This window comes from Streptomyces sp. NPDC045899, from assembly GCF_056431485.1.
Map to the genome: position 1 here is coordinate 76,691 of NZ_JBWKKP010000012.1, position 25,305 is coordinate 101,995.

A 25,305-nucleotide genomic window follows, 5' to 3' on the forward strand; every position below is an offset into this window, starting at 1 on the left:
TCTCGTGGGACGACTCGCGAGGGTCACGCGTACGGGACCCCGACGCGCGGACGGGTCAGGAGGAGCGTGACGTGGCGTTCTCGGCGGCTACACCGTCACCGCGTAGGCCACGCAGAAGGCGACGAAGAACGCCACCAGGACCAGGATGACCAGGATGGGAGCCGTGCCCCAGCCCTTCGTGGGGTTGTAGGTCTCCTGTGGCCCGGCGCCCGCCGTACTTCCCTCGGCCGGGGGAGTCTCGCCCGGGGGTACGCCGTGCGCCTGGTCGGTGCCGGGCGTGTGGCTGAGGTCCATCTGAGGGGTGGCGGACGTGTCACGGGCCTCCCGCGCGGGGGTGGCCGTGCCACCGGGCTCCGGCGTGTCACCGGCGGTGCGACGAGGGTCCGGGTCAGGGTGCGTGCCGCTCATGTACCCATTCTCCCTCTTTGTCTGCCATGCGCCTGGTGTAGCCGCCGACGGCATCAAGCCGCCCGCTCAGGGCAGCGGGGTGCCCCCTGTGGCGTTGACGATCTCCGCGGTGATGTAGCTGGCCTGCTGCGACGCCAGGAACACGTACGCGGGAGCCATCTCGGCGGGCTGAGCCGGACGGTTCAGGGGGCTCTGCAGGCCGAACTTCGAGGTGTCCGGCAGTGTGGCGGGGATCAGGGGCGTCCACACCGGACCCGGGGCGACGGCGTTGACCCGGATGCCGCGCTCGGCGAGGTTCGCGGCCAGCCCCTGGGTGAAGGTGACGATCGCGCCCTTGGTGGTGGCGTAGTCCAGCAGATGGGGACTGGGCTTGTACGCCTGCACCGAGGCGGTGTTGATGATGCTGCCGCCTTCGGGGATGTGCGGAAGGGCCATCTTGCACAGCCAGAACATGGCGTAGAGGTTGGTGCGCATCACCCGGTCGAACTGCTCGGTGGGGATCTCCTCCAGGCCCTCGGGGCGGGACATCTGGTAGGCGGCGTTGTTGACGAGGACATCGATGCCGCCGAACGCCTCGACTGCCCGGTCGACCACCTGCTGACATGCGCTTTCCTCGCGGATGTCGCACGGGAGGGGAATCGCTCGGCGCCCGGCTGCTTCGACGAGACGAACCGTCTCCTGGGCGTCCTTCTCTTCCTCGGGAAGGTGGGTGAAGAGCACATCGGCGCCTTCCCGGGCGAAGGCGAGGGCGACCGCCCGGCCGATGCCCGAATCGCCTCCGGTGATCACCGAGCGCCGGTTCTCCAGCAGCCCGTGACCCTCGTAGCTGTCCTCACCGTGGTCGGGCCGGGGTTCCATGTCCTCCGTCGCGCCGGGGTGCGCCTGGTCCTGCTGCGGGAACTCCGGCTGTGGATGCTGCTCCACCGGATGACGCTGTTCCTGCTGACTCACCTGAGCACCTCCTGGTCACGAGGGGCGGACGGAATCTCCCGGCCCGGGTGCCCCGGGCCCATCTGGGCAAACGCGGCGATCAGGAGATGATCAGGACGGCCGGGTCAGCCGGCGGTCATGCTGAAGGAGCCCCCGATGGGGTCGCGCACCGTCGCCTCCCGTTCCGCGCCGGGCGAGGACGCGATCGGGCCCGCGACGACGGTCCCGCCCGCCGCCGTGGCGGCGGCCGCGGCGGCGTCCACATCGGCCACCTGGAAGTGCACCCACCAGCGGGGGCGCACCCGGGGGTCGGGCGCTTCCTCGACGGCGCCACCGCGGATCACCGCGGCCTTGCGGCCCGACTCCCGCACGACGACCTCTTCGTTCCCGTACTCCACCGTGCAGGTGCCGCCCTCCGCGGTCCAGCCGAAGATCTCGCCGTAGAAGAGCGCGGCGGCGAAGGTGTCGCGGGTGCGCAGCTCCAGCCAGGCGGGCATGGGGGTACGGCCGGTCGGCCAGCCCGGGAACACCGCACCCTCCCAGAAGCCGAACACCGCTCCGTGCGCATCCGAGGCGAGGGCCACCCGGCCGGTACCGAAGGGAAGTGGGCCGACACCCACCGTGCCACCGCGCTCGTGGATCCGTGCCGCGATGTCGTTCGCGCCGTCGGTGGCGAAGAACGGCGTCCAGTGGGCAGCCGCACGGAGGCCGGACGAGGCCTCGCTGACGCTGGCCACCGGCTCCCCGTCGCTGAGGGCGAGCCGGAAGCCCTGGTCCGCCGGGCTGGGGCGCCAGGTCCAGCCGAGGACAGCGCTGTAGAAGTCCTGCGTCCTGCGCAGATCGGGGGTGGTGAGACCGACCCAGGAGGGTGAGCACGCCCGACACGGACCGTCAGACGTCATCGGACCGGCCTCCTTCCGCGCCGCGCGCCTCGCTCGCCGCGGGCGGAACACCCGTTCAGCGCCGGAATGCGTCCTTGATCTTCTCTCCGACCTGCTTCATACCGCCCTTGGCCTGATGGCCGTGGCCCTCGGTCTCGAGCCGACGGTTTCCGGTGGCCCGGCCGAGCGCTTTCTGGGCCTGACCTTTGAGCTCTTCGGCCTTGTGGGCCATCTTCTTCCCGACGTTCATCGCTGGCCGCCTCCTGTCCTGATCCGTGGGGGAGCCGGAATGCTCGTGAGGCGCCGGTGCGCGACACCGCTTCGGCGCACACACTCCATGGAAATCCCAGGGCACGGGAGTGTCAACGCCGACTGCCCCGCATGGGTGCAGCGGCTGGGCCCTGTCGACAGGACAGGGCCTAGTCACGGGGCAGCAGCGGGCCCAGGGGGCCGAGGTCGAGGTTGAGGTCCTCCTCGGTGAGACCGAACGTCTCGCGCAGCTCGGTCATGTTCCGCTCCAGCGCCATCAGGGTCAGTCCGAGCTTCTCGATCTGCTCGTCGCTGATCCCGCCCTGGTCGATCCGGCGCAGCGCCTGCCGTTCCATGAGCTGGCGCAGCAGCTCCACGATGGTGAGCACCAGACCGGCCAGGCTCTGGCGCACCGACTCCTCGTCCACCTCGATCCGCCGGGGCACCTCACCGGACGGCCCGGACCGGGCGGTGTGGCCGGGGCGATCGCCTTCGGCGGGGTCACGGTCAGCGCTCATCGTCGTCGCCGTCCTGGTCCTCCGCGCGCACCGAGGCGATCAGGGCGCGCAGGGAGATCCGCACCAGGTCCACATCGGCGATGGTCAGGGTGATCTCACCGGCGATCACCACTCCACCCGCCAGCACCCGGTCGAGGAGGTCCACCAGGGCCACTTCCCGCCGTTCGACCGCGCGCGTCATGGTGCCTCCCCCGGGGGAGCGGTGAACGAGTACGGGGGCCATGGGCCGCTGAGTTCCAGGTCGATGTCCGGGTAGCGGTCCTGGAGCGCGTGCACGGTGGCGGTGAAGTCCTCCGTGGCGCTGTCGGGTACGAGGTAGGAGTGGTTGAGCACCATCCATCCCTCGTAGGCGGCCAGCGCCGTGTCCTGCGGTGGATGAGCGGCCGTCGCCACCGCCATCGCGGCGAGTGCGGTGTTGATCTCCTCGGCCCGCTCGGCGGCACGGTCCTGCGCGGTCTCCCGTTCCTGCCGCTGGGCGCGGCGGCGCATCAGGTAGGCGGTCCCGGGACGGTCGCCGCCATCGGCGTCCCCGGCCGGAGCGGGCACGAAGGCTCGGGGGTCGACGTACGCCTTCACACCCCATTCGGTCCGGCCGGACACCCGGCCGAGCGTGTCGGCGAGGTCGTCCCGGCGCTCGGCGAGCATCGCCCGCACACGGTCGTCGTCGTGGTAGAGCGTGGCGAAGCGCAGCGGGATGACCTGCCCGTGGCAGGCCGACTCATTGATCACACGGTGGTGTGCGCGGGCCGTCCGCTCCAGCCACCGCAGATCCTCCAGGTGGTCGCGCAACGCGTCCTCGTCGAAGTCGCTGAGCGGTACCGAGCCGACGACGGCGGCCAGTCCCGCGTCCACGACCAGGCGTACGGGTTCGCCCGCCACCCCGGTCACCCCGGTGAGCGCCGCCAGGGCGCCGCCCTCGGCCGGGGCGGTGGTCACCGCGTAGAGCCAGGTGGCGTGGGGCTCGTTCACCGGTCGTCCTCCCCGTCCGGCCTGTCCGCGTCATGGCCCGACTCCAGCTCGTCGACGCGCCGCCGCAGCCGTTCGTTCTCCTCCAGGGCGTCCCGGGCGCCGGAGGAGAGGGTGGGGTCGTGCTCCCACCAGTCGATGCCCATCTCCTTGGCCCGGTCCACGGAGGCGACCAGCAGCCGGATCTTGATCGTGAGCAGTTCGATGTCCAGCAGGTTGATCTGGATGTCTCCGGCGATGACGATGCCCTTGTCCAGCACCCGTTCCAGGATGTCGGCGAGGCTGGACGGCTCGGTGCCGCGGCGGGCCGGTTCGCGGGAGGGCTCCGCCCGCCGGGACGGTACGTTCCAGTCCGAGCTCTGACTCATGTCCGCTCCTCCGACCGGCCCCGGTAGTAGCGGTGGTCCCGCCGGTAGGAGAGCAACTCGCCCTCGTCGTCCACCTCGACGTGGTACTCGGCGAGGATGTCGGTGGAGTCCGGCACGCGGTGGGTCTCCACCACCTCGATGCCCACCACCCAGCTGTCCTCACGGCGTTCCAGTGACGTGACCCCCTCGGGGTCACGTCCGGTGAGGTCCCGCACCTGACGTGCCGCGCTGCGGGCGGCGTCGCGGGCGGTCACCCCGTGGGTGCGCTTCTTGCCGGACGGGGAGGGTTTCCGCTTGCGCTCCCGGTCCGGTTCGCGCGTGCTCCTGTGGTCCGGCTCCCGCCCGCGGCCCTGCTCCCCGCGTGTGCGCCGTTGCTCCCGGGGCACGGCTCAGCCCTCCATGCCCCCGGTGGGGGGACCTCTGGACATCAGCCGACGCACCAGCTCGCTCTCCAGCTCGGCCGCTTCCTCCTCGTCGAGCTCACCCCGCTCGCGTGCCTGCGCGACCTCTTCGAGCCGCTGCTGGATCACGGCGGGGTCGTAGAGCTGGCGACGAGCCTCCTCGCGTATCTGCTCGGCGATCCAGGCGACGCCCCGTACCGGTGCGAGCGGCAGGGTGACCAGTCCGGTGAACAGTCCCATGGCTAACCGCCCTCGTCCGTCCCGGCCACGGCTTCCTGCGGCGCTCCGAGCGCGTCGGCCACGAAGTCGTAGGGGGCGAGCGGGCCGAGCAGGCGGAGTTCGACGCGGTCACGCCAGTGGTCGGCCAGTTCCTCGGCGGCCCGCTCGAAATCGGCCCGGCGCTCGTCCTCGATCAGGAAGGCGGCATTGACCAGCCCCTCGGCGGACGACGGCTCCGAGGTCGCCGACGCCAGCGCCAACGGGTCCAGACGCCGGGTCACTTCCAGCGCGTCCACCTCCCGCTTGGCGGAGATGCTGTCCATGACCAGTTGTCCGAGCTGGATCCGCTCGTTGTAGCCCGCCTCTTCGGGAAGTCCTTGGAGCTGCTCGCGGAGCCGTCTGACCTCCGGCTGCTCGTGCAGCACCTCACGCAGCACGGCGTGCTCGACGTAGCGGGCCCGCAGGGTGAACTGCGAGCGGCCGCGCAGCCGTTCGAGCGCTCGGTCGAAGTCGTCATGCCCTTCGGTCAGCAGCTCACCGGCGACCGCGTCGGCGTCGCGCACCACGGTGCCGAACCGGAAGGGGAGTACGGGCGAGGCGTCCGCCGCCAGGGCGTCCAGCACCCGGGCGTGCGCCCGCAGGTCGTCCGGGGTGCCCAGGGGTTTGCCGGTGGGCACCTCGCTGACCACGGCGGCCTGGCCGCCCTCGCGCACCAGCGTCACCGCGGCGTCGGGATCGCCGACCGCGGGCAGATCCTTGACGACATCGTCGCCGCGGTCGTCGGTCACGACACCGTAGACATAACAGGCACGTCCGTTACCCGCCATCACCGTTCGCGCTCCTTGTGGGCCTTGGAACTCCGTTTACGCCGGGGCCGCTCCCGCTCCTCGGCGGCTTCCTCGTCCTCGTCCTCGTCCCGGGCCTGGACGTCCTCGTCTTCGTCGTCATCGCCCTGGAGCAGGTCGGAGACCGACTCCTTGACGCCCTCCAGCGCGCCCTTGGTCTTCTTCTGGCTGCCGCCCTCGCGCAAGTCGTCCATCAGACCGGGCAACCCGTGGGTTTCGGTGCCGCTGCGGGCGAGGTCGAGACGGTTCGTCGCCTCCGCGAAGCGCAGGTAGGTATCGACGCTGGCGACCACCACGCGCGCGTCGATGGTCAACAGCTCGATGCCCACCAGGGACACGCGGACGTACACATCGATGACCAGGCCCTTGTCCAGGATGAGGTCGACCACGTCGACCAGGTTGCCGGAGCCGGACCGGCCCAGCTGCTGTCCTTGCTGACTTGGCTGACTTGCTACGGTCACCACGCTCACCTGTTCCAGGGGGCGGGTCCCGCCGGCGGCGCGAACGCCACCGCGGCGCCTCGTCCTCCTCTGCTTCTTCTCCGCCCTCCCCGCGGCCGCCCGGAGCACCAGTGATGGCTCCCTGAGCGGGCACCGCGGCTGCTGGACGAACCTATTCTCGAGTATGTCTCATATGGGCGTCATAAGTGAATTGGGCATTTCTGGGGTCCTCTGAGCAGGGCTTCTGACGCGGGGTCGTGAGTGGTCACCCTCGGTTTCGGATCAGAGGCGTTCGCCGTCGGACCCGCCGCCCCCGGGCCCGTCATCCCCGCCCCCGTCGTCCGCGCCCCTGTGTTCCTCGATCCGCTTCAGCGGGCGTACCGCCGGGCCCTGGAGCACCCTGCCGTCGATGGCGAACCGTGAACCGTGGCAGGGGCATTCCCAGGTCCGCTCGGCGTTGTTGAACCGCACCAGGCAGCCGAGATGGGGGCAGCGCGCGGACAGGGTGTGCGTCTCACCCCGCTCATCGCGGTGGACGGCACGCTGCCGTCCACCGAGCCGGACGACCGCACCGCCACCGGGCGGGATGTCCCGTACCGCGTCGGCGCCGTCCCCGGACAGCCGGTCGCCGAGGAAGTGGCGAGCGACGGTGGACTGGACCCGCAGCAGCGCAGGCGCCTCGCGCACCGGATGGAGCCGACGAGGATCGTACAGACCCTCCCACGGTACGGGCCGCCCCGTGAGCCGCGCGGCCAGCAGTCTGCCGGTCAGTACCCCGCCGGTCATGCCCCACCCGGCGAAACCCGTGGCCACGAAGGCGTGGCGGGAGGCGGGGTGCAGCGGCCCCACGAAGGGCACATGGTCGGTGGTCCAGTTGTCCTGCGCCGCCCAGCGGAAGGCGGGCTCGGCATCGGGGAAGCGGTCCCGCGTCCAGTCGATCAGCCGCTCCCAGCGCCGCCGGACGTCACCGACGCCGGGGGTGAACTTCTCCCCGGTGACGATGAGCAGCCGCTGCCCCGGCCCGTACGGCGCGGTACGCACCGAACGGGTGCCGTCCTCGGGCGTGAGGTACATACCGCGCGGAGCGCGGTCTGCGGGGACGACCGAGGCCACGACCAGCTCCCGCTTCACCTCCAGCCGGGGGAAGAGCAGGGACCGGTCGAAGACCGGATAGGCCGTGGCGACCACCACGTCCCGGGCGCGCACCCGCGCTCCGCGGTCGGTGGTCAGACGGCACGGGTGGCCTTCGCCGAGGCTCGCCACCCGCGAGTGTTCGAAGACCAGACCTCCCCGCGCGATCAGGTCCTCGACCAGCGCCAGCAGGTACTTCCGGGGATGGAACTGTGCCTGGCCCGCCACCTCCACCGCTCCCGCGACAGGGAAGGGCAGATCGGTGGAGGTGGTGAACGAGGCGTCCAGACCGGCCGCCGCGGCGGCCCCCGCCTCGGCCCGCACCTTCGCCACGCTCCCCTCGCCCTCGGCGTACGTGACCGCGGGCGACTCCTCCAGATCGCAGTCGATCCCCAGCTCGGCGGTCACCTCCCGCACCCGGTCCACTGCGTCGGTCTGCGACCGGGCGTAGAGCCGGGCCGCCTCCTCACCCCGTGCCGCGCGGATGTCCTGGTACGCCAGCCCCTGGAGGGCGGAGAGCTTGGCCGTGGTGTGGCCGGTGGCCCCGGCGGCCAGCCGGTCCGCCTCCACCAGCGCCACCCGGCGTCCGGCGCGTGCCAGCTCCCAGGCGGTACAGATGCCTGCGATACCCCCGCCCACCACGGCGACCTCGACATCGGGGGCGGTGCCCTCGCAACCGGGCTCCAGGGCCGGAAAGGACGGTCCGGGAACCGATGACATCCAGTAGGACGAAGGCGCGTATCCGCTGGGAAGATTTGTCATCGTCGGCTCCTCTCCCGATCCGCTTCCCGGCCTCGGTCCCGCCCCGGGTGCCCGCTGCGCCGGGCGTCACACGCCGGGGCACCGGCCCGGGGCGGGCGGGACGGGGCGGGACGGGACGGCGGGACGGGGCGCCCGGTGTGGCGGGAAGGCATCTGTCCCGCCCGCCTCTGGGCCGCTCCGTTCCGGATGGCGGCCCTGCGCCCCGGATCGGCCGCCCTGCGCCATGAGCCGGTGCCCGCCCGGAGTTCAGCGCAGCGAACGGTCCTTGGCCAAGGCCACCAACTCGGCGAACAGACCGCCCGCACCGACGAGTTCGTCGTAACCGCCCTGCTCGATCACCCGTCCGTCCCGCATGACCAGGATCCGGTCCGCCAGCCGGGTGTTCTCCAGCTGGTGGGTGACCACGATCGTCATGCGCTCGGCGGCGATACGTTTGATCTCCAGGAAGATCTGGTGTTCGCCGCGCGGGTCCATCTGCGACGTCGGTTCGTCCAGGATCAGCAGAGGCGTCCGCCGGTAGAGGGCACGACCGCAGACGAGCCGCTGCCACTGGCCTCCGGACAGCTCGGCGCCTCCGAAGAGTTCACGGGCGAGCAGGGTGTCGAGCTGCCGGGGCAGTTTCTCGATCGTCGCGCGCATGCCCACCGCGTCCACGGCCTCCCACACCGCGTCGTCGTCGAAGGTCTTCGGCTGCCCCAGCGTGATGTTCTCCCGTGCGCGCAGCGGCCAGCACGCGAAGTTCTGCGGGACCAGGGCGGTGCGCTTCCACACCGCGTCGGGATGGGCCCGCGCCAGATCGGTGCCGTCCCACAGGACGCGGCCCTTGTCGGCGAGGAGGATTCCGGTGATCAGTTTGGCCAGGGTGGACTTACCGCTGCCGTTCTCACCGACGATGGCGAGGATCTCACCGCGGCGCAGGGTGAGGGACACCCCGTCGACCGCCGGTTCGTCCTTGCCGGGGTACTGGTACACGACCTCCTCGAGCCGGATCTCGGTCACCCGCTCGGGAATGGTCAGCTCCCCGCGCCGGGGCGCGCGTTCGGTGGCCAGGTCGAGGAAGCTCCGCATATCGGCGAGGTACAGCGAGGTGTGGAACATCGCGGCACCGTGGATCACGAACTGTGAGAGCGCGGCCAGTGTGGTCTGGACGGCGACCACGGCGGTGGCGGCCACGGGCAGGGCGACGCGGCCGGTGGTGGCCAGCCAGGCGAGGGTGGCCCAGGTGCCCAGGAGGAAGATCCCGCCCAGGGCGCTGGTCGTCAGGACGATGCGCAGCATACGGGGCGCGGCGGTCAGGGTCCGCTGGTCGATGCGGTCGGACAGGGCGCGGTACCAGTAGAGGAGGTAGCCGGTCATGCCATTGGCGCGGACCTCGTCGCCGTAGCGGGAGTAGGTGGCCCACCAGCGCATCATGCCGCGGACATTGCGGTCGCCCACGTTGGCGTAGTGGGTCTCGTAGTCGACCCGCGCGCAGAGCACGGCGCCGATGCCGGCCGGGACGACGGCGAGCAGGAGCAGCGGGAGCATCATCCAGTGCAGGGCCGTGATGACACCGCTCGCGGCGACCATGCGGAGCAGGGCGGCCATGAACCGCTGTGCGTCCTGCACCATCATCCGCGTGCGGGTGACACCGACCTCCGCGGCTTCCTGGCGGTCGGCGAATCCGCTCTCCCCGTAGGCGGACGCCTCGACGCGGCACACCGCGGACACCAGCGCGACGTCCGCCTCGGTCAGGAGGAGCGGGGTGATCCGGCCGTCGGCGTAGGAGGACAGGGCGCCACTGATCCGGCCAACGCCCGCGGCGCCCGCGACCACCATCAGGGCGGGCAGCGCGGCGTCCAGACGTTCGGACACCACCCCGGTCCCGAGGATGTGTGTCATGGCCTTCGCGGTGAACGCGAGGACCGCGGCGGCCGAGGCACCGGTGAGGAGCTGACACACCAGCATGAGCACCACGGCCGGGCGATCGACGGACCAGGCCAGCCGGGCGGTGTGCCCGAGTACGGAGGGGAGCCGTCCGCACATCGCCCGGAAACTGGCTTCCGCCAGCGGATTCTTGGCGTGTTTCCCTTCGAACGTGATGGTCGCCGGAGGTGGCGGAGGTGGCATCTCCGCATGTGCGGTCGAGGCGTCGGTCACAGTCACCCGCATCCCTCCCAGGGGTCGCTGCCGCACCGGGATGGTCCGGCTGTGTCCGGCATAACGACGGGGTGAGGGAATCGAACGCGCTCGATTTCGGACGTGCTGGAGCCCGGGTAATCCAAGGGCTCGAACGCGCGACCGCCGAGCCGCGGGCGCTGTCGCGTGGCGGGAATTGGCCGAATCGCCGAGCGCTGTGGTGTGTGTGACGGATGGGGCTCCCGAGTGTGTGCAGCAGGCGCCCGCGCCCTGCGGGTCCTGCGACGTCCGCTCATCGATCAGCGGGGGACCGCCTCTCCCGTCAGTCCCCCAGTGGGGCCGTCAACGGGCGGCAGCCGAGGACCCAGTCGGCGCGGAGCCGCGGCACACACGCCTGCACACCCATCTGATCCGGATCGTGGAACTCGTCGGCGTCGATGGACCAGTCCATGGCCGCCGACACCTCACCCATGAGGACATCGTGCAGGAACATGTTCCAACGCGAGTAGGAACTCAGGACGACCAGTTCGTCGGCGATCTCCAGGTCCAGTACGCGGTACCCGGCGAACGGCCCCGGATCGTCCGCGTCGAGGCCGAGCAGCAGCACCGCCGTCCAGGCCACGCGGTCGTCGGCGGTGTCCGGTGCGGCCCAGGCCCAGAAGGGCGGGCGCCCTCCGCAGGGCACACCGCGGGATTCCATCCTCGTGACCATGGCCTCGTACGCCGGACGCCAGGTGGGCTCCACCCGCTCCCATGCGCCGGTGAGTTCGCCGTCCGCCCGGAGTCTCGTCAGTGCCGCGCGGGGCTGCACCGTCCACAGTCGCACCGTCTCCTCAGCCCGTCCTCAGTCCCGGACCGCGTCGTCCTGCTGCCGCCGGTAGTGGCGCGCGGCCCGCGCCCGGTTTCCGCAGGACGGTTTGCACCACTCCTGCCGTCCATGGGCCTTGACGAAATAGCGCACACAGCGGGGAGCGGTACAGGCGCGCAGCCCCGCGGCATCGGGGCCGGAGAGGAAGTCGACCGCGGACCGCGCCAGCGCCCCGAGCAGCCGGATCCGCGGCTCCGGTTCGCTGGACAGCAGCCGGACCGACGGGTCGGCCCCTTCCGGCCAGACGAGCTGCGGGGCGACCCGCTCCGTCGCGGCGGTGGCATTGAGATGCGCTAGTGCGCGGTCGGCGGGCATCAGCCGGTGGGCGTCGGCGGGGCTGGGCGGTCCCGGGCTGACCACGCGGGCGAACAGGGCCCGCACCGCGCGCCGCAGTTCGACGACCCCGGCCCGCAGCTCCTCGTCGACCTCGAGATCGTCCACGGCGAGGTGTCCGGCGAGCAGTTCGCTCTGGCCGCGCAGCCACCGGACCGTGCCCTGGACGGTTTCCAGGTCGTCCGCGACTCCGCCGTGTCCGTCGTGCCGGATCGTGCTCGCGAGTTCCAGTGCCTGCCGGCGCCGCATGAGCCCGTCCCTCCCGCTCGTCCGCTCCCGCGTCCATCACTTGATCACATCACGGGTCGCCCTCTAGGTTCTCTAACGGTAAGCGTAACGTTTTCCGTTAGAAGGAGTGCGGGCGCCTCTGTGTGGCGTACCCGTGCCCTTGCCCTGTGGGCACCCAAGTGGAGGAGACCGGCGTGTTGTTCGCCCAGATCAGCGATCTGCATCTCGACGGGACCGAGCGGGCCTCGCGCCGTGCCGCCCGCGTCATGGACCATCTGCGCGACCTGCCCCGCCCCGTCGACGCCCTCCTCGTCACCGGGGACATCGCCGACCACGGGGAGGAGAGCGAGTACGAAGAGGCGGCCGCACTCTTCGACGCTCCCTTTCCCGTGCTCACCTGCCCCGGCAACCACGATGTCCGCGGTGCGTTCCGGAAGGCGCTGCTCGGCGAGGCCCCGAGCGGTGAACCGGTCAACAGCCTCCACCGGTTCGACGACGGGGCGATCCTGATGTGCGACGCCACGATCCCGGGGCGCGACGAGGGCCGCCTCGCCCCCGAGACCCTCGCCTGGATGGACCGGAGCCTGACCGAGCTGGGGGGCCGGATCCCCGTCCTGATCGCCTTCCACCAGCCACCGGTCCCGGTGCACCATCCCCTGCCCGACGGCTCGATGCTCGAGCAGCCCGGACAGCTGGAAGCCCTGCTCCGCGCACACCCCGAGGTGGCCGCCGTGCTCACCGGTCACGCCCACATCGCCGCGTCCACGACCTTCGCCGACCGCCCGCTGATCGTGAGCCCGGCGGTGACGTGGACGTTGCGCCTGCCGTGGGAGGGAGACCGGCCCGCGGACCGGGACCAGCCGCCCGGCCTCGCCTACCACGTCCTGGAGCCGGACGGCCGGATGACCACCCACTACCGCGTGGTGGTGTGAGGGCGGCCCGGCCGGCGTCCGTCCAGGGGGATCGCCGTATTCCCGCGGACGGGAAATCCGTTGGCCGGATGCCGCCGGGCTGCGACCATGCAACTGTTGCTCATGCGGAGGGGTCTGTGTTCGTTTTCGTCTGCGCGAGGTGCGACGCCGAGCTGACCGTCCCCTTGTCGCAGGTGTCCCTTCCGGCCCACGCCCGTCAGGCATACGGGGACGGGGCCCAGCTTCCGGTGCTCATGGAGTCAGGGACGTTCGCCGTGGACCCGGACCCCTGGGGGCGGCCGTGGCGGCCGTGGCGGACGTGGGACGAGATCGATCCGGACGAGGCGGAGGCAGGCGCGCCCAGGGCGATGGTCATCGCGCCCGGTGATGTCCGCGGAACCCGGCTGATCCCCGGGAAGAGCGGCGGTTCCTGCTGCGGACTCGACGGGTCCGACGGGCCCAACGTGGCCTGCGAGGTGTGTGACCTGCCCGTGGCGACCAGGGTCGACGACTGCTCGCTCTGGCAGGCGGTGTGGCTGAGCTCGGACGCCGTTCACCGCGTCCCCGTTGACGGAGTTCCCGTTGCGGCGCTCTCGTGGGCGGAACTGGCGGAGAAGGGGGAGAGGACACCTCCGCTGGAACCGATTGCCACCTGGGGAGGGCGGTCGGGGTCGAGCCACTACTGGTCGTGGAGTCCGCAATGGGAGGCGGCGGCCGGCCAGGCGCTCGCCCATCTGCTGGTGGCCTCCGGAGGGCAGCCGGTGAGGGTTCCCGACGGTCTGGCCACGGATGTGTTCCAACGCCCGCTCGACGCCCTGCTGTCCGCGGGCCCCCGCGAGCGCCGCGCAGCCCTGGCCGGTCCCGGACGGCCCGCCCCTGAAGCGGGCGCCGACATCCTCCTCGTGCCGGTCCATCCCCAGACGGGCCGGACCTGGACCCCTGACGGCCCGGCCACACCGGCGTACCCGGTGCCCTTGCCGCTGGGGGTGTGGCGGTGGCTGGTCTCGCCCCCGCCGTACTTGCCGGTTCCCGCGTCGGGCGGCATACCCCAGGACGTCCTCCGCGACGACCCGCTGCCGCCGCGCCCCGGCTATCTGTTCCGGGTCGACCGGAGAACGTTCCAGCGCACCTTGGCCCGGCTGCCGGCTGGGCGCAGCCCGTGGATGCGCGCGATCCTCGAGAACGTCGCGCAGGACATCTCGGCCGGCCTCTTCTAGCCGTCTGATGCCCTCTCCTTCGCGATCAAGCCGGTCAGATTGTCCAGTCCGCCGTCGAAGACTCCGGAGGGTGGGTGAGCCGCACCCATGGACCGCCGTGCATACGGAGACCGGCGTCGGCGCGGGGTCAGCGGACGCTGTCGCCGTAGAGGTGGTCGACGGTCATCGTGATGAGCACTCTGCGGTCGGCCACCATGGCCGACCGGTACTCGTCCCAGTCGGGATGTTCACCCGCGGCGGCCCGGTAGTACGCCACCAGGGCCTCGACCTCGGGGCCATGGGGGTCGGTTCCCGGACCGGTCAGGGTCGCCGTGCCCTCGGCCGTCGCCCACGCGCGTCCGTCGGCGTGGGTGACCTCGAGTGAGACCCGCGGATCGCGCCGGAGGTTCGCCGTCTTGGCCAGGCCCTCGCGGGTCGAGATGTGGATGACACCGGAACGGTCGTCGTAGAAGGGCATGACGGGGGACAGCTGGGGGCGGCCGTCCGACTTGATCGTGGCGAGGACGCCGAGCCGGCTCTCCGCGAGCAGTTCGCGCGGGTTGAACGGTGTCGCGCTCACGAGCGGACCTCCGTGCGCACGCGGAGTGAGGGGAGTCCGGTGCCGGTGCCGAACGGGGCACTCTGGTGCGAGAGGTGGGCGACCGGCGCCTCGGTGGGGCGGGTCCTGTGGCCGTGTGGTGTCCGCTCTCCGCGGGCGGAGTGAGTCGTCATGGCGACATCCTCGACCATCTCACCGGTGTGAGGGTCAAGTGGGCCACGGGGAGGCGTCCGTGTCGTCCGGGACCGCCGTCCGTCAGCCGGTGGCGGGTTGCCGCACCGGGGCGGGGGAGACCGGCACGATGACGGGCGAGCCGTCGGAGGGCGCGGCGAGGATCTCGGTGTCGATGCCGTACAACTCCCGCATCAGCGCGGTGTCGATGGTCTCCCGCGGTGGGCCGCAGGCCACGATCCGCCCGTCGCGCATGGCGACGAGGGTGTCCGCGTAGCGGGCGGCGGCGGCCAGGTCGTGGACGACCATGACGATGGTCCGTCCGTCGGCCGCGATCTCGCGGACGAGTTCCAGCACCTCGACCGCGTGGCCGATGTCCAGGGCGCTGGTCGGCTCGTCGAGGAGGAGCACGGGGGTCTGCTGGGCGAGGGCCATGGCCAGCCAGCACCGCTGCCGCTGGCCGCCGGAGAGCTCGTCGAGGCGGCGCTCGGCGAGCCCGGTGACCCCGGTGGCAGTCATCGCCCGCTCGACCGCGTGCTCGTCCTCCTGTGACCACTGGCGGAACAGCCCCTGATGGGGATGGCGGCCGTACCGTACGAGTCCGGCCACGGTCACCGCCTCGGGTGCCTGGGGTGACTGGGGCAACAGGGCTATCCGGTGCGCGGCCTGACGCTGCCTCAGCCTCCAGACGTCATCGCCGCCGATGAGGATCCGGCCGGAGGCCGGGGTGTGCAGCCGGGCCATGGCGCGCAGCAGGGTGGACTTGCCGCAGCCGTTCGGGCCCACCACCGCGGCCACATGGCCCGGCGGCACCGTCATGTCGACCCGGTCCACGACCGTGCGGCCGGAATACCCGGCCGTGAGCTGCTCTACGCGCACATCCACCTGGACCGCCCTTTCGGAGAGTGGCGCCACCCTCTTGCCTGAAGAGCATAAGGTAAGGCTAACCTTAACAACGCGACGGGGTGGCGCCGATGCGGAGAGCCGTGGATTCCACCCTGCGCGTCTGCGTCCCTTTTGATACCCGGAGTCCTCGATGACCCTGCCCAGACGTCCCTTCTCCTTCGTGCCGCGCCGCGCGGCTCAGGCTGTCGCCACCGTGGCCGCGGCCGCGCTCCTGATGACCGGCTGTGGTTCGGACTCCTCGGACTCCAAGGACTCGGCGAAGAAGGACTCCGGCTCGTCCGCCACCCGTACGGTCAAGGACGCCACCGGCCGCGCGGTCAAGGTTCCGGCCGCGCCCCAGCGCATCGTGACGCTCACCCAGGAGGACCTCGACGCGGTGCTCGCCCTCGGGGTGAAGCCGGTGGGGATCACCAACGGCCAGGGGATGAACAAGCCCCCGGCCTACCTGGCGGACAAGGTCCAGGGCGTCGACGTCGTCGGAAACCTGCTCCAGCCGGTGATGGACAAGGTCGTGGCCGCCAAGCCCGATCTGATCCTCGCCGGTGACATGCAGGACAAGCAGATGCTGGACCAGCTGCGCGAGATCACCCCCGCGACCCTGGTCACCATGGCGCCGACCGATGACTGGAAGCTCTCCTTCCGTGGCATCGGCAACGCGGTCAACAAGCTGGACAAGGCCAACAAGGTCATCGCGGCGCACGAGGCCACGGCCAAGGCCGCGGACAAGAAGCTCGGCGCGAACAAGGGCGCCGAGGTCTCCATCGTGCGGTGGAACCCGGACGGTCCGAGCTGGATGGAGAAGAAGCAGTTCGCCAGCGGGGTGGCGCTGGAGATGGGGCTGAAGCGGCCCAAGACGCAGAACAAGGACGGTAATGCCCACACCCCGCCGCTCAGCCTGGAGAAGATCGACGAGATCGACGGCGACTGGCTGTTCCTGTCGACGCTCACGGCGGACGGGGACAAGGCGCTGAAGGACGTACAGGCCAAGCCCGCCTACAAGGAGCTGGGCGCAGTCAAGAAGAAGCACGTGGTGACGGTCGACGGCTCGGTCTGGTCGACCCGGGGCGGACCGCTCGCCGCCGATGTGGTCATCAACGACATCACCAAGGCGCTGGGCGCCTCCTGACGCCCCGTCGGGGGCCGTGTGTCCCCACGGGCACGCCCGCGGACACGTCCGCACGGCGGAGGCCGACCGGTCCATGGCCCTCCGGTCGGCCGCCCCGGGGCTGCCGCCCCGGGTCCGGTGCGGGTGGCACCGGCCGTTCCTCCGGCCTGGCGGCGGGGGAGCGGCCGGAGTGCCGGACTGTCCGGAGCTCCGCGCGGGGCCCTCAGGCGGTTGCCCGCTCCGAGTGGGTGCCGCTCCGCGCGGGACGCGCACCGCGGGCCGCGTACGCGAAGTCCGCGGCGGTCCAGGCCATCGCGGTCGCCCCGTCGAGCAGAGCGCGTTCACCCGAGGGGGACACGGCCGCGTCGGCGAACGCGGCCTCGTGCGGGCCGCAGGCGCCCTCGCTGATGTCCAGTACCGGATGGATGGAGGGGACGGCGTGCGAGACGTTGCCCATGTCCGTACAGGCGAAGGGCGGTCGCTCGACCGGCTCCGGGCGGCCCAGGGCGCGGGCGTTGCCCGTCCACAGCCGGATCAGCTCCGGATCGCCCCGGAAGTCCAGGTAATCGGGTTCCGGGCGGACCAGCCGCACCTCGCAGCCGGTCGCCAGCGCGCCCGCCCGGAAGCATGCCTCCACCCTGGAGCGCAGCTCCTCCAGGTCCTCGGCCGCCGTCGTGCGCAACTCGTACTCGGCGGTGGCGCGGGCCGGGATGGCGTTCGGCGCGGAGCCCGCCTCCGTGGTGATGCCGTGCACCCGCCAGTGCGGGGGGAGTTGCTGGCGCAGCAGTCCGATCGCCACCTGGGCGACGGTCAGCGCGTCGGCGGCGTTGCGCCCCTCGTGCGGGTTGAGGCTGGGATGCGCGGCCCGGCCGGTGTACGTCACCGACAGCGTGCCGAGGGCGAAGGACCGGAAGTCGGCGATGTCGAAGGGACAGGGGTGCACCATCATGGCGGCGTCGACGCCGTCGAAGGCGCCCGCGTCGAGCATCAGCGCCTTGCCCGCGCCCCGTTCCTCCGCCGGGGTGCCCAGCACCCTGATGGTCAGGCCGAGTTCATCCGCCACGGGGGCCAGCCCCAGGGCGGCCCCGATCCCCGCGGCCGCGATCAGGTTGTGGCCGCAGGCGTGGCCGAGTCCGGGCAGCGCGTCGTACTCGCACACGAGGGCTACCGTCAGCGGGCCGCTGCCGAAGGTGGCGCCGAAGGCGGTGTCCAGTCCGTAGGCGGGCGCGGTCACCTCGAAGCCGCCCTCACGCAGCAGTTCGGCACACCAGGCGGCCGCGCGGTGCTCGGCGAAGGCGGTCTCGGGGTGGCCGTGGATCCGGCGGCTGAGCCCGAGCAGCGCGCCGGTCCGCTCGGTGACGCGCTGTCGTATCGCGGACTTGAGGTTCTCGGGGGCGCCCGTGGCGCCACCTGTGGGGTCGGTCATCGGCTCCTCTTCCGGTGCGTTCGGACGCGGATGCGTGGTTCTGCCGGGAAGAACATAGCTTAGGCTTGCCTAAGTAGTCGGCGGCGCCGGTGAATCTGCGCGGCAGCGGCTTTCACTTCTGAGGAGTTGTCCATCCATGCATGAGCTTCCGGACTCATTTCCCCTGCTCACCGCGCAGAGCGGTGTGTACTGGGCCCAGCGGCTCGCCCCCGGCGGAACCGACTTCCACACCGCCGACATCGTCCGGATCGACGGACCGGTCGACGAGGACCTCTTCGAACGCGCCCTGCGCCGGACCATCGCCGACGCCGAGACGCTGCGCCTGCGCGTCACCGACACCGACGGAGCGCCCCTCCAGCGGGTGGACCCCGCACCCGAGATCCACCTCCACCTGCTCGACCTGCGCTCCGCCGAAACGCCCGAGGAGGAGGCGGAGCGCTGGATACGCGCCGATCTGGCCCGCCCCGCCGATCCGGCGACGGACGACGGTCTGATGTGCCAGGCGCTCTTCCGCCTCGGGGACGCCCGGTACTGGTGGTACCAGCGGGTCCACCACATCGCCGTCGACGCCTACGCCCTCCAGCTCATCCGCCGCCGGGTGGCCGAGCTGTACGCGGCCGGCGCCGCGGACGGTCAGAGCCCTGACACCGACAGCAGGTTCGTCCCGCTGCGCGAGCTCGTCGAGGAGGAGGCCCGCTATCTGGCGGGCGAACAGTACGCGGCCGACCGCGCGTTCTGGGCCGGGCGGTTGACCGGCGCCACGGTCACCACCCCGCCGGTGGGCCCCCGGCGGGACGACACCCCCGGCGCCGGACTGCTCCGGCGCGGCGGCAACCTGCCGCCGGACTCCCTCACCCGGCTCACCCGCGCCGCCGAAGCGGTCAAGGCCACCTGGGCCGAACTGGTCATCGCCGCCACGGCGGGACACCTCCACCGGCTCACCGGCGCACAGGAGGTGGTCCTCGGCCTGCCCCTGACCAACCGTCGCGGCCCCGCCGCGCTGCGCACCCCGGCGATGACCGTCAACGTGCTCCCGCTGCGGCTCGCCGTCCGCCCCCAGGACACCGCCGCCGAACTGCTGCGCCGCGTCGTGACCGAGATCCGCGCGGTCCGCCGCCACCAGCGGTACCCCCAGGCGGAGCTGCGCCGCGATCTGCGACTGCCCACCGCGGACGCGCCGCTGACCGGGCCGATGGTCAACATCAAGCCCACCGAGGGAGAGACCCTGGACTTCGGGGGAGCGCCGGGGACCGTGCGCAACCTCGCCGCGGGCCCCGTCGAGGACATCGCCGTCGGCGCCTGGCCCGGCCCGGACGACAGTCTGCACATGGTCATCGAAGCGCGCGCCGACCGCTACGCCCCCGCCGATGCGGACCGGTACCGTGCCACCTTCCACCACTACCTCGACGGGCTGACCGAGGCGCTGCTCACCGATCCGCACCGCCCCCTCGCCGCCGTCGACCTGCTGGACGCCGACGCGGTGCGCCGGGTGACCGCCGGGCGCACCGAAGCGCCCACCGGGACCACCCTGCCCGAGGTGTTCGCCACCCAGGCGGCGCGCACTCCCGACGCGACCGCCGTCCGCTGCGGTGACACCCGGCTCACCTTCGCCCAGCTCGACGCCGCCGCCAACCGGCTCTCCCACGAACTGGCCGCGCGCGGCGTACGGGCCGAGACCACCGTCGCCCTCGCCCTGCCCCGCTCCGCCGACATGGTGACCGCCCTGCTCGCGGTGGCCAAGGCGGGCGGTGTCTGCCAGCCCCTCGACCTCGGCCATCCGCCCGCCCGCACCCTCGCCGTACTCGAGGACGCCCGGCCCGTCTGCGTACTCGGCACCGCGGCGGCCCTGGCCGGACTGCCCGCCCACGGCCGTCCCGAGCTCGTGACCGACGCACCCGGCACCCGCGCCGCACTCGACCGAAGACCGGCCGGCCACCCCGCCGCCACCCCCGCACCGGACGACGCGGCCTACGTCATCCACACCTCCGGTTCCACCGGCCGCCCCAAGGGCGTGGTGGTCACCCACGCCTCCCTCGCCAACCTCCTCGCCGGACACGGCACCGACCACATCGGACCCGCCGTCGCCCGCACCGTCCGCACCCGGCTCAAGGTCGCCCACAACGCCTCGTTCGCCTTCGACGCCGCCTGGGACCCGGTGCTGTGGATGGCTCACGGCCATGAACTCCATCTGCTCGACGACACCACCTACCGCGATCCGGCCGCCCTCACCGCCTACGTCGACCGGCACCGCCTCGACTACCTGGACGTGACGCCCTCCTACGCCGAGGCGCTGCTCGCCGAGGGACTGCTCGGCGAGGGCCACCACCGGCCCGCCGTACTCGTCGTCGGTGGCGAGGCCGTCCCCGCGCCGCTGTGGCAGCGGCTGTGCGCCACCGAGGGCGTGCACCCGCTCAACCTGTACGGGCCCACCGAGACCACCGTCGACGCCTGCTACTGGACCGGCCCGGACTCCGACGGGCGGCCTGTGCGCGCCACCCGCCTCTACGTCCTCGACACCGCCCTGCGCCCCGCGCCCGACGGCGTCCCCGGCGAACTGTACGTGGCCGGGGCCTGTCTGGCCCGCGGCTACCTCGGCCGCCCCGACCTGACCGCCGAGCGGTTCGTCGCCGACCCCTTCGGCGCGGCGCACGGCGACACCGGCGGCCGGATGTACCGCACCGGTGACCTGGTGCGCCGACGGTCCGACGGCACGATCGAGTTCCTGGGGCGTACCGACGACCAGATCAAGATCCGCGGCTTCCGGGTCGAACCCGGTGAGATCCAGGCGGTGCTGGCCGCCCACCCGGCCGTCGCCCAGGCCGCCGTGATCGTCCGTGACGGCACCGGCGGCAAGCGGCTGCTGGCCTACGCCGTGCCGCGCCCCGGAACCCGGCCCGACCCGGCCGAACTGCGCGACCATCTGGCCGCGGCGCTGCCCGCGCATATGGTCCCCGCCACCGTGACCCCGCTCGAGGCGCTGCCGCGCACCGCCAACGACAAGCTGGACCACCGCGCGCTGCCCGAAGCCGAACCGCTCACCACCGTGCCCGGTGCCGCTCCCACCACCACGGCGGCCACCCCGCACGGTGACATCGTCGCCGGACTGTTCGCCACCCTGCTCGGCCTGGAGTCCCAGCCCTCGCCCGACACCGTCTTCTTCGACCTGGGCGGTCACTCCCTGCTCGCCGCCCGGCTCGCGGCCCGGCTGCGCGAGACCTTCCAGGTGCCCGTCTCCGTCGCCGATGTCTTCCGCGCGCCCACTCCCGGGGCCCTGGCCGCCCTGGTGCGCACCCGCGGCGCCGCACCCGCCGTGGATGACATCCCCGTGGTCCCGGTGCCCCGCACCGGACGGCTTCCGCTCTCCCCGGCCCAGCAGCGGCTGTGGTTCCTGCACCGGCTGGAAGGACCCAGCGCCACCTACAACATCCCGCTCGTCCTCGCCCTCCAGGGCCCTCTCGACGCCGACGCGCTGACCCGTGCCCTCGCGGACCTGACGGACCGCCACGAAACGCTGCGCACCCGCTACCCCGTACCGCCGGACGGCACCGACAGCCTGCCGTACCAGCACATCCTCGAGCCCGGTGATCCGGCGGCACGACCCCTGCTGTACCGCGCCACGGAGGGCCAGGACCTCACCGAGACGGCCCGCCACACCTTCGACCTGGCCACCGAACTCCCGCTGCGCGCCACCCTGTTCACCGAGAGCCCCGACCGGCACACTCTGCTGCTGGTGCTGCACCACATCGCCGGGGACGGCGCCTCCACCACACCCCTGGTGCGCGACCTCGCCGCCGCCTACCGGGCCCGGACGGAGGGCCGCGCACCGCATTTCGCACCGCTGCCCGTCCAGTACGCCGACCACGCCGCCCACCAGGGCCGCAGGCTCGGCACTCCGGCGGACCCCACCCCGCTGGCCACCGCCCGGCTCACCCACTGGAAGCAGGCCCTGGCCGGACTGCCCGACCAGCTCGAACTGCCCACCGACCGGCCGCGTCCCCCGGTGGCGTCCAGCGCCGGGGACACCGTGCCCTTCGCCCTCGGCCGGGCCGCCCACGTCAAGCTGGTCCAGCTCGCCCGGGACACCGGCACCACGGTGTTCATGACCGTGCAGGCGGCGCTCGCCACCCTGCTGACCCGGCACGGCTGCGGCACCGACATCCCGCTGGGCACCCCCGTCGCGGGCCGCGCCGACGACACCACCGCCGGCCTCGTCGGCTTCTTCGCCAACACCGTGGTGCTGCGTACGGACACCTCCGGCGACCCCGCCTTCCGCACACTGCTGGAGCGGGTGCGCGCCACCACCCTCGCCGCCTTCGAACACGACGATCTGCCCTTCGACCACCTCGTCGAAGAGCTCAACCCGCCCCGTTCCCTGGCCCGTCACCCCCTCTTCCAGACCATGCTGGCCTGGCAGTCGGTGCCCGACGCCGCCTTCACCCTCGCGCCCGGCACCACCGCGCGGCTGTCCACGGTGACCTCCGGCACCGCCAAGTTCGACCTCACCCTGAACGCGGGCGAACTCGCCGAGGGCGGCATCGGCGGCTTCCTGGAGTTCCGCACCGACCTCTTCGACCGGTCCACCGCACAGGGGCTGTCGGACCGGCTCGCCCGGCTGCTCTCCGCCGCCGCCGACGCACCGGACACCCCGATCGGGCTGCTGCCGCTGCTGGACGCGGCCGAGCGCCGCCACGCCCTCGTGGACGGCAACGCCCAGCCCCTCCCGGTCGTGACGGACGCACCCACCACCCTCGCAGAGCGGTACGAGGACGCCGCTCGCAGCCACCCGGAGCGGATCGCCGTCAGCCACGACGGCGAGACCCTCACCTACGCCGAACTCTCCGGCCGCGCCCATCGGCTGGCCCGGCTGCTCACCGCCCGGTCCATCGGCCCCGGCTCCATCGTGGCACTCGCCCTGCCCCGGTCCCTGGACCTCGTCACCGGTCTGCTGGCGGTCTCCCTCGCGGGCGCGGCCTATCTGCCGCTTGACCCCGACTACCCGGCCGACCGGCTCGCCCACATGCTCGACGACGCGCGGCCCGCAGCGGTGGTCACCGACACCGCCACCGCGCCCCGGCTGCCCGCCCACGAGCTGCCGCTGATCACCGTGGACGGTGCCGCGGTGGCCGGTTACGACGCCTCTCCGCTGCGCCAGGAGGACCGGGTCCGCCCCCTCACCCCGCGCGACCCGGCCTATGTCATCTACACCTCCGGCTCCACCGGCCGCCCCAAGGGCGTGGTGGTGTCCCACCACAATGTCACCCGGCTGTTCACCGCCACCGACCACTGGTTCGGCTTCGGACCCGATGATGTGTGGACCCTCTTCCACTCCTACGCGTTCGACTTCTCCGTCTGGGAGCTGTGGGGAGCGCTGTTGTACGGCGGCCGGCTGGTCGTCGTCCCCCACCTCACCACCCGCGATCCGCACGCGTTCCTGGGGCTCCTCGCGGCGGAGGGGGTGACCGTCCTCAACCAGACCCCGTCCGCCTTCCACCAGCTCTCCGCCGCCGACCGCCACAGCCCCGGACAGCCACTGGCCCTGCGCTACGTGGTGTTCGGGGGCGAGGCACTGGAGCTCGGCCGCCTCGACGACTGGTACGCACGGCACCCCGACAACTTCCCGGTCCTGGTGAACATGTACGGAATCACCGAGACCACCGTCCACGTCACCCACTTCCCGCTCGACCGGGCCACCGCCGCCGCGGCCACCTCCTCCGCCATCGGCGTCAACATCCCCGATCTGCGGGTGTACGTGCTCGACGAGCGGCTCCAGCCGGTGCCGCCCGGTGTCACCGGGGAGATGTACGTCGCCGGTGAGGGCGTCGCCACCGGCTACCTCGGCCGCCCGGACCTGACCGTCACCCGCTTCGTGGCCGACCCCTACGCCGCGCTCTTCGGCGACGGCGGCGGTGTGATGTACCGCTCGGGCGATCTGGCCCGGCGCCGCCCCGACGGCACCCTGGAGTACTTCGGCCGCGCCGACCACCAGGTGAAGGTGCGGGGCTTCCGGATCGAACCGGGCGAGATCGAGGCGGTGCTCACCGCCCACCCCGAGGTGGCCGACGCCGCCGTGGTGGTCCGCGAGGACACCCCTGGCGACAAGCGGCTGGTGGCCTACGCCGTCCCGGCCACCGCCCCCGGCGAGGAGGAGGACGCCGCCACCGCGGCCCGGCTGCGCGAACACACCAGCCGTGAACTGCCCGTCCACATGGTCCCGTCCGCCGTCGTCCTCCTGGACCGGCTGCCGCTGACCAGCAACGGCAAACTGGACCGCGCGGCCCTGCCCGCACCCGGCCGCCCCGCGGCCGCCCAGGGCGGGAGCACTCCGCGCACCCCGCGCGAGGAGCAGCTGTGCGGCATCTTCGCCGACGTCCTGGGACTGGACCGGGTGGGCGTGGACGACAATTTCTTCGACCTCGGCGGCCACTCCCTGCTCGCGGTGGACCTCGCCGCCCGGGTGAACGCCGCGCTCGGTACCGAGGTGTCCATCGGCACCCTCTTCCAGTCACCCACCGTCCGGGCCCTGGAGACGGCCCTGGACAGTGTGCGCCGGGACGATCCGCTGGAGGTGCTGCTGCCCTTGCGGCCCGCCCGCGACGGGGACCGCGCCCCGCTGTACTGCGTGCACCCCGCGGGCGGACTGAGCTGGTGCTACGCCGGACTCATCCGCCAACTGCCCGCCGACGTACCGCTCTACGGGCTCCAGGCACAGGGGGTCGGCCCCGCCACCGCCGGGCAGCCGCTGCCCGCCACCCTGGAGGAGCTGGCCGCCCACTACACCGCGCGGCTGCGTGAGGTGCAGCCCGAGGGCCCGTACCGGCTGCTCGGCTGGTCCACCGGCGGCATCATCGCCCAGGCCATGGCCACCCACCTCCAGGACCTGGGCCAGGAGGTGGAACTGCTCGCCATCCTGGACGCCTATCCCGCCGAGGGCTTCCGCGAACTGCCGGTACCGGACCACGCGGAGGCGATGGAGGCCCTGCTCGCGATGGGCGGTCACGGACCGGACAGCCTGGAGGGCAAACAGCTCACCACCACCAACGTGATCGAGGTGCTCCAGGGCAAGGGGAGTCCGCTCGCCGCCCTGGACACCGCGACGCTCGAGGCCCTGGCCGACATCTACCTCAACACCAACCACCTCGTCCGCGGCTTCGACCACCGGCGCTTCGACGGCGATGTGCTCTTCTTCCGCGCCACCGTCGACACCATCGACGACGCGCTGACCCCCGACACCTGGTCCCCGTACGTGAGCGGGCGCATCGACGACACCGATGTCGCCTGCTCCCACAAGGACATGACCCTGCCGGAACCGATCGCGCACATCGCGCGCGTGGTCGCCGACCGACTGACCGAACTGGAGAAGTGACCC

The 25,305-nt window shown here is 72.3% G+C and carries 23 protein-coding genes; 4 read left to right on the top strand and 19 right to left on the bottom strand.

The annotated features are described in order from the left end of the window. Positions 1–87 precede the first annotated feature (87 nt). From AC07FT_RS19460 to AC07FT_RS19535, 16 genes are all read right to left on the bottom strand, one after another. Complete coding sequence (locus AC07FT_RS19460) at positions 88–408, bottom strand: DUF6480 family protein (RefSeq protein WP_479177286.1); 321 nt, start codon at positions 406–408, stop codon at positions 88–90. Positions 409–474: 66 nt separating this feature from the next. Then, positions 475–1,359, bottom strand: a complete 885-nt coding sequence (locus AC07FT_RS19465) for an SDR family oxidoreductase (protein WP_479177287.1) — start codon at positions 1,357–1,359, stop codon at positions 475–477. A gap of 104 nt (positions 1,360–1,463) precedes the next feature. Beyond that, positions 1,464–2,240: a VOC family protein gene (locus tag AC07FT_RS19470; protein WP_479177288.1), complete on the bottom strand. Its 777-nt coding sequence runs from the start codon at positions 2,238–2,240 to the stop codon at positions 1,464–1,466. Positions 2,241–2,295: 55 nt separating this feature from the next. After that, positions 2,296–2,469 carry a CsbD family protein gene (locus tag AC07FT_RS19475; RefSeq protein ID WP_254749880.1) on the bottom strand — a complete coding sequence of 58 codons (174 nt, stop codon included), beginning with the start codon at positions 2,467–2,469 and terminating at the stop codon, positions 2,296–2,298. Between the two features lie 169 nt (positions 2,470–2,638). Then, positions 2,639–2,986 (bottom strand): gas vesicle protein K, encoded by a 348-nt coding sequence (locus AC07FT_RS19480; RefSeq protein WP_479177289.1) that lies wholly within the window; start codon positions 2,984–2,986, stop codon positions 2,639–2,641. Then, positions 2,976–3,167, bottom strand: a complete 192-nt coding sequence (locus tag AC07FT_RS19485) for a gas vesicle protein (RefSeq protein ID WP_471197488.1) — start codon at positions 3,165–3,167, stop codon at positions 2,976–2,978. The genes AC07FT_RS19480 and AC07FT_RS19485 overlap by 11 nt, the downstream gene beginning before the upstream one ends. Next, entirely contained in the window at positions 3,164–3,955 is a 792-nt protein-coding gene (locus AC07FT_RS19490) for a GvpL/GvpF family gas vesicle protein (protein ID WP_479177290.1), read from the bottom strand. The genes AC07FT_RS19485 and AC07FT_RS19490 overlap by 4 nt, the downstream gene beginning before the upstream one ends. Further along, on the bottom strand, positions 3,952–4,320 hold the full coding sequence (locus AC07FT_RS19495) for a gas vesicle protein (protein WP_479177291.1): 369 nt from the start codon (positions 4,318–4,320) through the stop codon (positions 3,952–3,954). The genes AC07FT_RS19490 and AC07FT_RS19495 overlap by 4 nt, the downstream gene beginning before the upstream one ends. Then, positions 4,317–4,706, bottom strand: a complete 390-nt coding sequence (gvpO, locus tag AC07FT_RS19500) for a gas vesicle protein GvpO (RefSeq protein ID WP_479177292.1) — start codon at positions 4,704–4,706, stop codon at positions 4,317–4,319. The genes AC07FT_RS19495 and gvpO overlap by 4 nt, the downstream gene beginning before the upstream one ends. 3 nt (positions 4,707–4,709) lie before the next feature. Further along, on the bottom strand, positions 4,710–4,961 hold the full coding sequence (gene ccmI, locus AC07FT_RS19505; RefSeq protein ID WP_479177293.1) for a c-type cytochrome biogenesis protein CcmI: 252 nt from the start codon (positions 4,959–4,961) through the stop codon (positions 4,710–4,712). Positions 4,962–4,963: 2 nt separating this feature from the next. After that, positions 4,964–5,767 carry a GvpL/GvpF family gas vesicle protein gene (locus tag AC07FT_RS19510; protein WP_479177294.1) on the bottom strand — a complete coding sequence of 268 codons (804 nt, stop codon included), beginning with the start codon at positions 5,765–5,767 and terminating at the stop codon, positions 4,964–4,966. After that, positions 5,767–6,246, bottom strand: a complete 480-nt coding sequence (gene gvpJ, locus AC07FT_RS19515; RefSeq protein ID WP_479177295.1) for a gas vesicle protein GvpJ — start codon at positions 6,244–6,246, stop codon at positions 5,767–5,769. The genes AC07FT_RS19510 and gvpJ overlap by 1 nt, the downstream gene beginning before the upstream one ends. A gap of 261 nt (positions 6,247–6,507) precedes the next feature. Continuing rightward, complete coding sequence (locus AC07FT_RS19520) at positions 6,508–8,118, bottom strand: FAD-dependent oxidoreductase (protein ID WP_479177296.1); 1,611 nt, start codon at positions 8,116–8,118, stop codon at positions 6,508–6,510. 246 nt (positions 8,119–8,364) lie between these two features. Next, positions 8,365–10,269, bottom strand: a complete 1,905-nt coding sequence (locus AC07FT_RS19525; RefSeq protein ID WP_479177297.1) for an ATP-binding cassette domain-containing protein — start codon at positions 10,267–10,269, stop codon at positions 8,365–8,367. 289 nt (positions 10,270–10,558) lie between these two features. After that, positions 10,559–11,062, bottom strand: a complete 504-nt coding sequence (locus tag AC07FT_RS19530; RefSeq protein WP_479177298.1) for a DUF3841 domain-containing protein — start codon at positions 11,060–11,062, stop codon at positions 10,559–10,561. Positions 11,063–11,080: 18 nt separating this feature from the next. Further along, positions 11,081–11,686, bottom strand: a complete 606-nt coding sequence (locus AC07FT_RS19535) for a CGNR zinc finger domain-containing protein (RefSeq protein WP_479177299.1) — start codon at positions 11,684–11,686, stop codon at positions 11,081–11,083. 173 nt (positions 11,687–11,859) lie between these two features. Here AC07FT_RS19535 and AC07FT_RS19540 point away from each other — a divergent pair, with 173 nt between their 5' ends. Continuing rightward, complete coding sequence (locus tag AC07FT_RS19540) at positions 11,860–12,597, top strand: metallophosphoesterase (protein WP_479177449.1); 738 nt, start codon at positions 11,860–11,862, stop codon at positions 12,595–12,597. A 116-nt stretch (positions 12,598–12,713) separates the two neighbouring features. Further along, a complete protein-coding gene (locus AC07FT_RS19545) occupies positions 12,714–13,793 on the top strand; it encodes a hypothetical protein (RefSeq protein ID WP_479177300.1) in 1,080 nt (359 codons plus the stop codon). Positions 13,794–13,920: 127 nt separating this feature from the next. Here AC07FT_RS19545 and AC07FT_RS19550 read toward each other — a convergent pair whose 3' ends face one another. Beyond that, entirely contained in the window at positions 13,921–14,352 is a 432-nt protein-coding gene (locus AC07FT_RS19550; protein ID WP_479177301.1) for a PPOX class F420-dependent oxidoreductase, read from the bottom strand. A 234-nt stretch (positions 14,353–14,586) separates the two neighbouring features. Continuing rightward, positions 14,587–15,387, bottom strand: coding sequence for an ABC transporter ATP-binding protein (locus AC07FT_RS19555; protein ID WP_479177302.1), 801 nt, complete (start codon positions 15,385–15,387; stop codon positions 14,587–14,589). Positions 15,388–15,538: 151 nt separating this feature from the next. Here AC07FT_RS19555 and AC07FT_RS19560 point away from each other — a divergent pair, with 151 nt between their 5' ends. Then, complete coding sequence (locus AC07FT_RS19560) at positions 15,539–16,534, top strand: ABC transporter substrate-binding protein (RefSeq protein ID WP_479177303.1); 996 nt, start codon at positions 15,539–15,541, stop codon at positions 16,532–16,534. A 202-nt stretch (positions 16,535–16,736) separates the two neighbouring features. Here the strand turns inward: AC07FT_RS19560 and AC07FT_RS19565 are convergent, their stop codons facing one another. Beyond that, entirely contained in the window at positions 16,737–17,939 is a 1,203-nt protein-coding gene (locus tag AC07FT_RS19565) for a M20 family metallopeptidase (protein WP_479177304.1), read from the bottom strand. A gap of 136 nt (positions 17,940–18,075) precedes the next feature. On the opposite strand from AC07FT_RS19565, the gene AC07FT_RS19570 reads away from it, so the two are divergent. Then, positions 18,076–25,302: an amino acid adenylation domain-containing protein gene (locus AC07FT_RS19570; RefSeq protein WP_479177305.1), complete on the top strand. Its 7,227-nt coding sequence runs from the start codon at positions 18,076–18,078 to the stop codon at positions 25,300–25,302. Positions 25,303–25,305 lie beyond the last annotated feature (3 nt).

Coding starts and splice junctions, on each gene's coding strand:
- AC07FT_RS19460 (WP_479177286.1), bottom strand. CDS start 408: ATGAGCGGCACGCACCCTGACCCGGACCCTCGTCGCACCGCCGGTGAC.
- AC07FT_RS19470 (WP_479177288.1), bottom strand. CDS start 2,240: ATGACGTCTGACGGTCCGTGTCGGGCGTGCTCACCCTCCTGGGTCGGT.
- AC07FT_RS19475 (WP_254749880.1), bottom strand. CDS start 2,469: ATGAACGTCGGGAAGAAGATGGCCCACAAGGCCGAAGAGCTCAAAGGT.
- AC07FT_RS19480 (WP_479177289.1), bottom strand. CDS start 2,986: ATGAGCGCTGACCGTGACCCCGCCGAAGGCGATCGCCCCGGCCACACC.
- AC07FT_RS19485 (WP_471197488.1), bottom strand. CDS start 3,167: ATGACGCGCGCGGTCGAACGGCGGGAAGTGGCCCTGGTGGACCTCCTC.
- AC07FT_RS19495 (WP_479177291.1), bottom strand. CDS start 4,320: ATGAGTCAGAGCTCGGACTGGAACGTACCGTCCCGGCGGGCGGAGCCC.
- ccmI (WP_479177293.1), bottom strand. CDS start 4,961: ATGGGACTGTTCACCGGACTGGTCACCCTGCCGCTCGCACCGGTACGG.
- AC07FT_RS19510 (WP_479177294.1), bottom strand. CDS start 5,767: ATGGCGGGTAACGGACGTGCCTGTTATGTCTACGGTGTCGTGACCGAC.
- AC07FT_RS19520 (WP_479177296.1), bottom strand. CDS start 8,118: ATGACAAATCTTCCCAGCGGATACGCGCCTTCGTCCTACTGGATGTCA.
- AC07FT_RS19525 (WP_479177297.1), bottom strand. CDS start 10,269: ATGCGGGTGACTGTGACCGACGCCTCGACCGCACATGCGGAGATGCCA.
- AC07FT_RS19535 (WP_479177299.1), bottom strand. CDS start 11,686: ATGCGGCGCCGGCAGGCACTGGAACTCGCGAGCACGATCCGGCACGAC.
- AC07FT_RS19560 (WP_479177303.1), top strand. CDS start 15,539: ATGACCCTGCCCAGACGTCCCTTCTCCTTCGTGCCGCGCCGCGCGGCT.
- AC07FT_RS19565 (WP_479177304.1), bottom strand. CDS start 17,939: ATGACCGACCCCACAGGTGGCGCCACGGGCGCCCCCGAGAACCTCAAG.
- AC07FT_RS19570 (WP_479177305.1), top strand. CDS start 18,076: ATGCATGAGCTTCCGGACTCATTTCCCCTGCTCACCGCGCAGAGCGGT.